Below are 12,174 nucleotides of genomic sequence, written 5' to 3'. Positions count from 1 at the left end.
TCTATGTATTTGAAAAAATTTATTTTAAATGCAGGTTCGTTTTATTTAAATAGTCTTCGAAATCCAGGAAAACTTGGTAAAAATTTAATAATAATACTTTTAATTAAGCTATTTGTAATGTTTATTGTTTTAAAACTCTTTTTCTTTAAGGATTTTTTGTCTACACATTTTACAAGTGATGAACAAAAATCCGAATATGTAATTAACTCATTGACAAAATAAATAAAAATGAGCTTATCAGATATTTCTTTAGTGGATTGGTCTAGGGCGCAATTTGCTCTTACATCAATTTATCATTGGTTATTCGTTCCGTTAACATTAGGTCTTTCTTTTATTATGGCAATAATGGAGAGCATTTATGTTAAAACAGGTAATGAAGAATGGAGAAAAATTACAAAATTCTGGATGAAGTTATTCGGAATAAATTTCGCAATTGGTGCAGCAACCGGAATAATTCTGGAGTTTGAATTTGGCACTAACTGGTCAAATTATTCTTGGATAGTTGGTGATTTATTCGGTGCTCCACTTGCAATAGAGGGGATATTAGCTTTTTTTCTTGAAAGCACATTTATTGTTTTAATGTTTTTTGGCTGGAATAAAGTTGGAAAGAAAACTCACCTTTTATCAACGTGGCTCGTAACAATTGGCTCAACGTTATCATCATGGTGGATATTAGTCGCAAATGCATGGATGAACGATCCTGTAGGAATGACTTTTAATCCAGATACTGCACGTTGTGAAATGGTAAATTTCTGGGAAGTGGCATTTTCACCATTTGCTATTCATAAGTTTTGGCATACTGTTACTTCTGCATATGTTGTTGCATCATTGTTTGTTGTTGGAATAAGCTCTTGGTATTTAATAAAAAAACGGCATGAAAGTTTTGCAAAAAAGAGCATTTTGGTAGGCGCAATATTTGGTTTTGCAGCAACAATGCTGGTAACTGTTTCGGGTGATACTTCTACTTATCAGGTTGCCCAAAAACAACCTGTAAAATTAGCTGCAATGGAAGGGTTGTATATTGGCAGAACCAGAGCTCCTATTATTGCTTTAGCTGTTCTTAGACCAGGCGTCCCAATTAGTGATACAGTAAATCATTTTATTTTTAAAACGGAAATGCCGGGAATGCTTTCCAAACTCGGATATCGTGATAAAAATGCATTTGTTCCCGGAATTTACGATTTGGTTTATGGAAATCAATATCAGGGAATAGAACCGGTTTTTAAAAGAATGGAGCGCGGAACTATTGCAATGATTGCGTTAAATAAATATAAAGAAGCAAAAAAAGATAATGATACTTCTGAAATGCGATTATCGTTAGCAGAGTTTAGAACTAATTATACGGATTTAGGATATGCCTATTTAGATAAACCCGAAGATGTAGTTCCTAACATTCCTATTACCTTTTATTCTTTTCATTTAATGGTTGGATTAGGTTTTTATTTTGTAATTCTGCTACTTGTTATACTTTTCTTTTTATGGCGAAAAACATTAATCAAAAGAAAATTAATTTTGTGGTTAGCTGTATTAACAATACCACTTGGATATATTGCAACAGAATTAGGGTGGATAGTTGCCGAAGTTGGACGTCAGCCTTGGGCTATTCAGGATTTATTACCTGTTTCAAAAGCAACATCACATCTTAGCACCTCATCAGTGCAAACTACATTTATTTTATTTGCAATTTTATTTACAGTATTACTTATTGCAGATATTAAAATATTATGGAAGCAAATTAAAAACGGTCCTAAAGAATAAGTTTTATGTTTGAAACAATGACTTTAACCGCATTACAGCAATATTGGTGGATAATTATTTCACTAATCGGAGCAATACTTGTTTTTTTAATGTTTGTTCAGGGCGGACAAACCTTACTTTTTCAGGTAGCAAAAACAGAAGATGAAAGAACTCTTTTAGTTAATGCATTAGGTAGAAAATGGGAACTTACTTTTACTACTCTTGTAACTTTTGGCGGAGCTTTTTTTGCATCGTTTCCCTTGTTTTATGCAACAAGTTTTAGTGGTGCTTATTGGGTTTGGACAATTATTTTATTTGGATTTATTGGTCAGGCCGTTTCGTACGAGTACAGAAAAAAATCAGGAAATATTTTAGGAGCAAGATTTTATGAGATTTTACAGATAACAAATGGTTTTTTTGCAACATTTTTTATTGGGATAATTGTTAGCAGCTTTTTTACAGGCTCATATTTCATGATTGATAAATTTAACTTAAGCTCATGGATGAATAGCTATTATGGCTTAGATCTTTTGTTAAATACACAGAATCTCTCGTTGGGATTTGCTTTATTTTGTCTAACCCGAGTAACGGGTGCAATGTTTTTTATGAAATATATTGACAATAAAGAAATTTCTGACCGTTCTGCAAATCAGGTATTAATTAATGGATTGTGCTTTGTGCTATTTTTTCTTTTGTTTTTGGGAATATTAATTACAAAAGATGGTTTTGCTATAGATCCAAATACAAATAAAATTTATATGGAGCCATTAAAATATCTTCATAATTTAATGCAAATGCCGGTTATTTTAACTCTTTTTCAGCTAGGTGTTTTAATAACAATATTTGGAATTTATAAGGGGGGAATTAATAAATCTTCAAACTCTTTTTGGATTACCATAATCGGATTAATTCCAGTTGTGTTTTCATTATTTATTATTGCAGGTTTAAATAATACTTCTTTTTATCCTTCTACTTATAACTTACAATCATCGTTAACAATTTTTAATTCGTCATCAAGCAAATACACATTAACCGTGATGAGTTATGTTACTCTTTTTATTCCTTTTGTACTGGCATATATTATATATATTTGGAGAGTTATGTCTAAGAAAAAAATAAACAAAACCGAGTTGGAAGAAACGGGGCATATATATTAATTTACTATGAGAAATTTTTTAATCTTATCATTGGGTATATTGTTATTTACCTGTTGTAATCAAGGAAATTTAAAATCTGATAATTCTTTATCTGCTGATAATTTGCAAAATAAAAGTGTAACTGTAAATAAAGACTCAATAATTTTAGAATTAACAATACAAGTTCTAACTTCAATAAAAAACAATAACTTCAATAGTTTTGCGAAATTTATTCACCCTGCTTTAGGTGTCAGGTTTTCGCCCTATGCTTTTATTGACACAATTAAAGATGTAAAATTATCGTCAAGTGAATTTGCTGATTTGGTTAAAAAACAAAATGCAATAAATTGGGGTAGCTATGATGGAAGTGGGGATATTATTTCACTTAACATTAATGAATATTTTAAGAAATTTGTATATAGTGCTGATTTTTTAAATGCTGAGAAAAAAGAATTAAATAAAATTATTTGTACCGGTAATACTATTAACAATATTGATTCGGTATACAAAAATTGCGATTTTACTGAAAATCATTTTTCCGGTATCGACAAAAAATTTGAAGGTATAGATTGGTGTAGTTTAAGATTAGTTTATAAGAAGTATAATGATAATTATTACTTAGTCGGAGTAATTCATGATCAATGGACGATTTAAAAAATAAGGCTTTTTTTTTATAATTATAAATTTATTCTTATACCAAAATGAAATAATAAATAGTCCAATTTTAGAAATCACAACACTCTGTCATCCTGAGGGACTCGAAGGATCTGCACACAACCCCTCACACATGTTTCGACCCTGAGCTTGTCGAAGGGCCAACATGACCCCACATTTATTTGACTAGCTTGTAAGTCATTTTGAAGTTAATCTTTCGTAACTTTGACAAGAAAATACTTTAATCGAATCTGTTTTTTACTTTTTAAGCTTATTTTTGTATAAAATTTAAATATAAAAGAGAAATATTATGATATCTAAAAAAGTTGAAAAAGAAATAAATAAACAAATAAATGCAGAATTTTATTCAGCATATTTATATTTATCAATGGCTGCTTGGTGCCAGACAAAAAACCTTAAAGGTTTTGCAAACTGGATGCATGTACAATATCAGGAAGAAACAGCTCATGCATTAAAGTTTCATGATTATGTAATCGAGCGCGGTGGAACTGTAACATTTGATGCAATTGCAGCACCTAAGGAAAGCTGGAAAAACATTATTGATATTTTTGCAGAAACCTTAAAACATGAAAATCATGTTACTGCATTAATTAATAATTTAATGAATGTTGCTTTATCTGAAAAAGATCATGCTGCTTCAAATTTCTTACAGTGGTTTGTTAACGAACAGGTAGAAGAAGAAGCTAATGTTACCGGTGTTTTGGAACAATTAAAAATGATTGAGGGAAAAGGCTCTGCATTGTTAATGCTTGATCGTGAGATGCAACAAAGAGTATTTGTTCCGTTAACTGCAACAAATTAATTTTTTTAATTAATCGTTATTGTGGTTCGTGTCTTCACGGACCACTTATTTTTTTATATGACACAAAAAACATTTGCAATAACCGGCGACTATATTGAACTTATAAAGCTGTTAAAAGCTGCAAGAATCTGCTTTAGTGGTGGTGAGGCAAAGCAAATGGTAGAGGAAGAAATGGTTCAATTAAATGGAAACATTGAATTAAGAAAACGCGCAAAAATAAGAGTTGGAGATGTTGTTACAGTTAATGAAAAAAATGTGACAATTACTGTTGAAGCTGCAGAATAAAAATTATTCTTTTCCTCTTAATCCAAGAAATACCCAATACCTAAATCTAATAAGCATATTCCCCTTTGCCGGACGGAAAGTAAATAAGTAAAACAAGAAAAGAATAAATGAGACTTTCCATTTTATAATTTCTTCAATAATCTTTTTTGTAAAACCTAGATTGGTGGTTAAAATTCTTATTCTTTCACTTTTTCCAACACCAACAGACTGCTTTCTAAGAAAAGGAGTTAAGGTTCTTTCGATTGGAACCATGTGGTAAATAACAGCTTTGGGTAAATAGTAAATTGCTTCGTTACCCGAATAAATACGTTGAAACATTTCTTTTTCTTCGCTACCTAACATTCCTGCACCAATTCTACCGAGTTCGGGATTAAAAACACCATATTTTTTAAATAGTTCGCTTTTGTAAACCATATTTGAACCACGCGGATATTGTTTTTTATTAAATAATCTTGGTTCATCCCAAGGATTAAAATACCCTAAAAGCGAACCTAAATAATTTGTATACCAGGCAGGTTTTTGTGTTTCGAAGTGAAGTAAAATTCTTCCACCAACAGCTTTAATGTGTTGATTTAATTCAAAATAATTCAGTACATCTTTAATATAATTTTCATCTGCAAAAGCATCATCATCTAAAAATGCAAGTAATTCTCCATTAGAAACTTCTATCCCTTTATTTCTTGCATGCGATAAACCTTGTTTACTTTCAGTAGCATAAACAAAAGGGATATCTGTATATTTTTTTTGATACGAGAGAGAAATTTCTTCAGTTTTATCTGTAGAATTATTGTTTATAATTACAATTTCGAAGTCACCTTTTTCCGTTCCTTTTTGATTAATTAATGCATCAAGAGCAAGTGGTAAATACTTTTCTCTGTTGTAAGTACAGATTATTGCAGATAATTTAACCATTTTTAAAAATAAAGAAATAATGATTGTGATGCAAATGTATCGTATTTTTAAAGATTAAGCTACTTTTGTAAACAGTACAAAATAAGTTTTAGTGGGGAAAAAAATTGTAATAGTTGGTCCGGCACACCCTTTTAGAGGTGGTATAGCTGCAAATAACGACCGTTTGGCTCGTGAGTTCATGGATTCGGGCAATGAAGTTGTTATTTTCACTTTTAGTTTACAATATCCGTCATTTCTTTTTCCCGGAAAAACTCAGTATTCTAATGAACCAAAGCCAGAAGGACTAGATATTCGCATTGAAGTAAATTCTATAAATCCTTTCTCGTGGATTAAAGTTGGGCGAAAAATTAAAAAAATGCGTCCCGATATTTTACTTATTCGTTTTTGGTTACCATTTATGGGACCGTGTTTTGGAAGCATAGCAAGAATAGCAAAGAAAAATAAATTCACAAAAGTTATTTCTGTCCTAGATAATTATTTACCTCACGAAAAACGGTTTGGCGATAAGTGGCTGGCAAAATATTTTATTAAACCCGTTGATGGTTGTGTGGTAATGTCACATGCAGTTGAAGGAGAACTTAGAACAGCAAGTAAAAATATTTTAGTTGATTATTGTCCGCATCCGCTTTTTGATCATTTTGGAGCAATAATTCCGAAAAATGAAGCACGTAAAACTTTAGGAATTGATGAAAATTCAAGGTGGATGTTGTTTTTTGGGTTGATACGCGATTATAAAGGTCTTGATCTTTTACTTTATTCAATGAAAGAAAATGGAGCAAATGCTAATGATTTAAAGCTTTTAGTTGCAGGCGAATTTTATTCAAATTCTGAATTTTACTACAATCTGGTTAAAGAACTCGGGTTGGAAGAAAGAGTAAAATTTTTCCCTGAATTTATTCCTGATAATCAGGTTGCAACATTTTTCTCTGCTGCCGATATTGTTGTTCAGCCTTATAAACATGCAACTCAAAGCGGTGTTACGCAAATTGCATATCATTTTAATAAACCAATGATAGTAACTAATGTGGGTGGATTAGCCGAGATGGTTCCTCACGAAAAAGTAGGATATGTTATTGATCCAAATCCTGCTATTATTGCAAATGCTATCGGTAAATTTTATTCTGATAACAAAGAACAATATTTTTCTGATGGTGCAGCAAAAGAAAAAACAAAATATTCCTGGAAACGTATGGCTGAAACTATATTTTTGGTCAATAGTAAAATAACAGGTAAGTCGGAAGAACAGTATAACTAACAAATTGCAATTTATTATGATTAATTATTCAGAACAAATAGCAAAAATTATTAATAATAATATTTCTGTAAAGCAAGCTTTGCTTAATGATAATAATCTATTATCTGCAATAGAGACTGCTACAAATAAAATAATTAGTTGTTATAAAGCTGGCGGAAAACTTTTACTTTGCGGAAATGGCGGTAGCGCTGCCGATGCACAACATATTGCAGCTGAATTTTCGGGCAGGTTTTATGTTGATCGCCCTTCTCTTGCTGCTGAAGCAATTCATGTAAACACATCGTATTTAACATCAGTCGCAAATGATTATTCTTTTGACGAAATTTATGCCCGATATATTTCTGGTGCAGGGAAATCGGGTGATGTTTTAATTGCAATTTCAACTTCTGGTAATTCCGAAAATATTATTAGAGCTATAACAACAGCCAAAATATCGGGAATGTATACTATTGCTTTAACCGGTGCTACTGGTGGTAAAATAAAAGATTTTTCTGACTTACTAATTAATGTTCCTTCAACTGATACTCCACGTATTCAGGAAACTCATATTCTTATTGGTCACATTATTTGTGAGATAGTTGAGAGGGAAATGTTTCCAAGATAATTTTATTTTACTAGGCTGTTCCGGATTTGCAATCCGGAATGTGATAATTTGGGATTTATAATCCCGACAAGCAAAAAACAAAAAAACCTCAGATTATTCTGAGGTTTTTAACATATTGCAAGTATAAATATTAAATCGAATCAATAATCTTATTTAAAGTCTTGCTAGGTCTTAAAGCATTATTTGCTTTTTTATCATCAGGTAAATAGTATCCACCAATGTCAGCAGGTTTTCCAACTGTTTCTGCAATTTCTTTTAAAATTATAGTTTCATTTTCTGCTAATTGTTTTGCTGCAACTGTGAATTTTGCTTTCAAATCTGCATTTTCATTTTGCTCTGCAAGAGCCTGTGCCCAATACATTGCTAAATAAAAATGACTGCCTCTGTTATCAAGCTCACCTGCTTTTTTAGAAGGTTCTTTTTGATTTTCTAGGTATTTTCCAACTGCGTTATCAAGTGCTTTTGCTAAATCTAAAGCAACTTTATTGTTGAAGTTATATCCTAAATGTTCTAATGAAACAGTTAATGCTAAAAATTCTCCCAAAGAATCCCATCTTAAATGGCTTTCTTCCAAAAATTGTTGAACGTGTTTTGGAGCCGAACCACCTGCACCGGTTTCGAATAATCCACCACCGCCTAATAAAGGAACAATAGATAACATTCTTGCGCTAGTGCCAAGTTCTAAAATTGGAAATAAATCGGTTAAATAATCTCTCAATACATTTCCGGTAACTGATATTGTGTCTTTTCCTGCTCTTGTTCTTTCAAGTGTGTATCTTATTGCATCATCGGGACACATGATTTTTATTTCGAGATTTGTTAAATCATGGTCTTTTAAATAAAGTTCAACTTTTTTAATAATCTGTGCATCGTGAGCACGGTTTTTATCTAACCAGAAAATAGCCGGAGTATTTGATTGCCTAGCTCTTGTTACAGCCAATTTTACCCAGTCATTAATTGGAATATCTTTTACTCTCGACATTCTCCAGATATCGCCTTTCTCAACTTTTTGTTCCATTAAAACTACACCATCTTCAGCAATTACTTTAACAGTACCGTTTTCTTTTATAATGAAAGTTGTTGGATGAGAACCATATTCCTCAGCTTTTTGAGCCATTAAACCAACATTAGAAACGCTACCCATAGTAGCCGGGTTATATTGTCCGTTTTTAATACAATCTTCAATTACAACCTGATATAAGGTAGAATAACAACGATCAGGAACTACACATTTTGTGTCCTGAAGTTTATTAGCTGTATTCCACATTTTGCCACCATCGCGGATAACAACAGGCATTGAAGCATCAATAATGATGTTGTTTGGCACATGTAAATTTGTAATTCCTTTATCAGAATCAACCATTGCTAATGCAGGTTGTTTGGTATATAAAGCCTGAATATCAGCTTCAATTTCTTTTTGTTTTTCTACAGGAAGTTTGTCTAATCTAGCATATAAATCAGCAATACCATTATTCTGGTTAAAACCAATTTCTTTTAATGCATCAGCATGTTTATCAAGAACTTCTTTGTAAAATACTTCAACTGCATATCCAAACATTACTGGATCGGAAACCTTCATCATGGTAGCTTTCAAATGTAAAGAAAGAAGAATTCCTTTTTCTTTTGCATCCTGTATTTGCTGAGCATAAAATTCTTTTAATGCTTTTGCCGACATGAAAGTACAATCAATTACTTCGTTTGTAGTAAATTTTAAACCATCTTTCAAAACAGAGGTTACTCCGTTTTCATTAGCAAATTCAATCTTAAAACTATTGTTATTTTGAGCTACAAAAGATTTTTCGTTGCCAAAAAAATCATTTGCTTTCATGAAAGACACATGTGATTTTGAATCAGCACTCCATGCTTTCATCATTCGATGAGGGTTTTTCTGAGAAAACTTTTTTACGGAAGCAGCAGAACGTCTGTCAGAATTTCCTTCACGTAAAACTGGATTTACAGCAGAGCCTAAAACTTTAGCAAATCTTTCTACAAGTTTATGTTCTTCTTCTGTTTTTGGTTCTTCGGGATAATTAGGAATATTATAACCTTTTGAATTTAATTCCTGAATAGCTGCTATTAATTGAGGAACTGAAGCGCTAATATTTGGCAATTTTATAATATTTGCTTCTTTTGTTAAGGTAAGATTTCCTAATTCGGTAAGGTAATCGTGAATCTTCTGATCTTCCTTTAAATTATCAGGAAAATTAGCAATAATTCTTCCAGCTAATGAAATGTCGCGTGTTTCAACTTCAACACCGGCTGCTTTGGTAAATGCATTAACAATTGGTAACAAAGAATACGAAGCTAACGCAGGTGCTTCATCAATTTTAGTCCAGATAATTACAGGTGATTTTTCTTCCATTTTTATATTTTGTTATTTTTTACGCTTTAGACATTTGTGCTTGTTTTGCAATTAAATTTAAAGCACTTCCTGCCTTAAACCAACCAATCTGCATTTCATTATATGTATGAGCTACTTCAAATTCTTCTTTTGTTCCGTCTGCATGATGTAAAACAACTAGTAGATTTTTTCCGGGAGCAAATTTGTGTAAGCCCATAATATCTATTTTATCATTTTCCTGAATTTTTTCGTAATCAGCTTTATCAATAAAAGTTAAAGCTAACATTCCTTGTTTTTTCAGATTAGTTTCATGAATACGGGCAAATGATTTTACCAAAACTGCTTTTACGTTTAAGTGACGTGGTTCCATTGCTGCATGCTCACGTGATGAACCTTCGCCATAATTTTCGTCGCCCACAACAACAGACCCAATACCCTGAGCTTTATATGCTCTTGCTACTTTTGGAACTTCGTTATACTCGCCGGTTAAAAGATTTTTTACAGAATTTGTTTTTTCTGTAAAGTTATTTACTGCTCCAATTAGCATATTGTTAGAAATGTTTTCCAAATGACCTCTATACGAAAGCCATGGACCAGCCATTGAAATATGATCGGTTGTGCATTTACCTTTTGCCTTAATTAATAAAGGTAATTCTTTGTAATTTTCACCATTCCATTCTGCAAATGGAGCTAACAATTGAAGTCTGTCAGATTTTTCATCAACTTTAATTACAACAGATGAACCATCTGCAGCTGGTGCCTGATAACAACTTTCAATAACTTCAAATCCTTTTGGAGGAAGTTCTAATCCCTGAGGTGCATCTAGTTTAACATCCTGTCCTGATTCGTTTTTAATTGTGTCTGTAATGGGATTAAAAGTTAAATCACCTGCAATTGCTAATGCTGTAACCAATTCTGGCGATGCTACAAAAGCATGAGTGTTTGGGTTTCCATCTGCTCGTTTGGAGAAATTACGGTTGAAAGAATGAACAATTGTATTTTTTTCTCCTTTATCTGCACCTTCTCTGTCCCACTGACCAATACATGGACCACAAGCATTTGCAAAAACTTTTCCGCCAATTTTATCGAAAATATCAATAAAACCATCGCGTTTAATCAAGTGATGAACCTGTTCAGAGCCAGGTGTTATTGTGAATTCAGCTTTTACTTTAATGTTTTTTTCACCCGCTTGTTTTGCAATTGAAGCAGAACGTGATATATCTTCGTATGATGAATTTGTGCATGAACCAATTAAACCAACTTCAACTTTTGTTGGCCAGCCATTTTTAGCAGCTTCTTCTTTCATTTTAGAAATTGGAGTAGCTCTGTCTGGAGTGAATGGTCCATTTAAATAAGGTTCTAATTCAGAAAGATTAATTTCTAATACCTGATCAAAATATTTTTCCGGGTTTGCATAAACTTCAGCATCGCCGGTTAAATCAGATTTAATAGTGTTTGCTAAATCAGCAACTTCATTTCTTCCTGTAGCACGTAAGAAACGTTCCATTGATTCATCATACCCAAATGTTGAGCATGTTGCGCCAATTTCTGCACCCATGTTACAAATTGTTGCTTTTCCAGTGCATGAAAGTGATTTTGCACCATCGCCAAAATATTCTACTATTGCACCTGTACCACCTTTAACTGTAAGTATTCCTGCAACTTTTAAGATAACGTCTTTTGCAGATGTCCAGCCATTTAGTTTACCTGTTAATTTAATACCTATTAATTTAGGAAATTTAAGTTCCCATGCCATACCAGCCATAACATCAACTGCGTCTGCACCGCCAACTCCAATTGCCAACATTCCTAATCCGCCTGCATTAACAGTATGAGAATCAGTTCCAATCATCATCCCACCCGGGAAAGCGTAATTTTCTAAAACCACCTGATGAATAATACCTGCACCTGGTTTCCAGAAATCTATACCATATTTATTACTGATAGAACTTAAAAAATCGTAAACTTCACGATTAGTAATGTTTGCATGAGCCAAATCAACGCCCGCTTCAACTTTTGCCTGAATCAAATGGTCGGCATGAACAGAAGAAGGAACAGCTGTTGTTGGTTTTCCTGCCATCATAAATTGCAGCAATGCCATTTGAGCAGTTGCATCCTGCATAGCAACGCGATCAGGATTGAAATTTACATAATCTTTACCTCTGGTAAAAGCATTTTTTGCTTCATTATCATAAAGGTGAGTGTAAAGAATTTTTTCTGCAAGTGTTAAAGGAGCATTTACGAGATTTCGTGCAGTTACAACTTTTTGGCTATAGTTGGCATACACTTTTCTAATCATGTCGATGTTAAAAATCATAATAAAAATTTGTTGTAATTATTTATATTATTGTTGATTATTAAAATTATTCCATTTTTTTAATGGTGTACAAAATTAACCAAAATGTGATAAAAAGACGACTTTAATCA

Annotated in this window: 11 protein-coding genes; 8 read left to right on the top strand and 3 right to left on the bottom strand. The window is 32.3% G+C overall.

What is annotated here, in order from left to right:
• The first annotated feature begins 9 nt into the window (after positions 1 to 9).
• The 6 genes from HY951_11380 to HY951_11355 all read left to right on the top strand — a co-directional run bounded on the left by HY951_11380 (position 10) and on the right by HY951_11355 (position 4,635).
• On the top strand, positions 10 to 222 hold the full coding sequence (locus HY951_11380; GenBank protein ID MBI5540653.1) for a DUF4492 domain-containing protein: 213 nt from the start codon (positions 10 to 12) through the stop codon (positions 220 to 222).
• A gap of 6 nt (positions 223 to 228) precedes the next feature.
• Positions 229 to 1,758, top strand: coding sequence for a cytochrome ubiquinol oxidase subunit I (locus HY951_11375; GenBank protein ID MBI5540652.1), 1,530 nt, complete (start codon positions 229 to 231; stop codon positions 1,756 to 1,758).
• Between the two features lie 5 nt (positions 1,759 to 1,763).
• On the top strand, positions 1,764 to 2,894 hold the full coding sequence (gene cydB / locus HY951_11370) for a cytochrome d ubiquinol oxidase subunit II (protein ID MBI5540651.1): 1,131 nt from the start codon (positions 1,764 to 1,766) through the stop codon (positions 2,892 to 2,894).
• A gap of 6 nt (positions 2,895 to 2,900) precedes the next feature.
• Positions 2,901 to 3,527, top strand: a complete 627-nt coding sequence (locus HY951_11365) for a hypothetical protein (protein MBI5540650.1) — start codon at positions 2,901 to 2,903, stop codon at positions 3,525 to 3,527.
• Positions 3,528 to 3,837: 310 nt separating this feature from the next.
• Positions 3,838 to 4,350, top strand: coding sequence for a ferritin (locus HY951_11360; GenBank protein MBI5540649.1), 513 nt, complete (start codon positions 3,838 to 3,840; stop codon positions 4,348 to 4,350).
• A gap of 57 nt (positions 4,351 to 4,407) precedes the next feature.
• Positions 4,408 to 4,635, top strand: coding sequence for an RNA-binding S4 domain-containing protein (locus tag HY951_11355; protein MBI5540648.1), 228 nt, complete (start codon positions 4,408 to 4,410; stop codon positions 4,633 to 4,635).
• A gap of 3 nt (positions 4,636 to 4,638) precedes the next feature.
• Here HY951_11355 and HY951_11350 read toward each other — a convergent pair whose 3' ends face one another.
• Positions 4,639 to 5,547, bottom strand: a complete 909-nt coding sequence (locus HY951_11350) for a glycosyltransferase family 2 protein (GenBank protein MBI5540647.1) — start codon at positions 5,545 to 5,547, stop codon at positions 4,639 to 4,641.
• A gap of 178 nt (positions 5,548 to 5,725) precedes the next feature.
• Here HY951_11350 and HY951_11345 point away from each other — a divergent pair, with 178 nt between their 5' ends.
• Both HY951_11345 and HY951_11340 read left to right on the top strand, forming a co-directional pair.
• A complete protein-coding gene (locus HY951_11345) occupies positions 5,726 to 6,802 on the top strand; it encodes a glycosyltransferase (protein ID MBI5540646.1) in 1,077 nt (358 codons plus the stop codon).
• A 16-nt stretch (positions 6,803 to 6,818) separates the two neighbouring features.
• Positions 6,819 to 7,406: an SIS domain-containing protein gene (locus tag HY951_11340; protein ID MBI5540645.1), complete on the top strand. Its 588-nt coding sequence runs from the start codon at positions 6,819 to 6,821 to the stop codon at positions 7,404 to 7,406.
• Positions 7,407 to 7,536: 130 nt separating this feature from the next.
• On the opposite strand, the gene HY951_11335 is transcribed toward HY951_11340, so the two are convergent.
• Both HY951_11335 and HY951_11330 read right to left on the bottom strand, forming a co-directional pair.
• Complete coding sequence (locus HY951_11335; GenBank protein MBI5540644.1) at positions 7,537 to 9,768, bottom strand: NADP-dependent isocitrate dehydrogenase; 2,232 nt, start codon at positions 9,766 to 9,768, stop codon at positions 7,537 to 7,539.
• A 19-nt stretch (positions 9,769 to 9,787) separates the two neighbouring features.
• Positions 9,788 to 12,064, bottom strand: a complete 2,277-nt coding sequence (locus tag HY951_11330; GenBank protein MBI5540643.1) for an aconitate hydratase — start codon at positions 12,062 to 12,064, stop codon at positions 9,788 to 9,790.
• Positions 12,065 to 12,174: the final 110 nt, after the last annotated feature.

Source organism: Bacteroidia bacterium (assembly GCA_016218155.1).
Lineage (GTDB): Bacteria > Bacteroidota > Bacteroidia > Bacteroidales > GWA2-32-17 > GWA2-32-17.
Note: the sequence above shows the minus strand (reverse complement) of the source record. Positions and strands in the feature narration are given on the sequence as shown.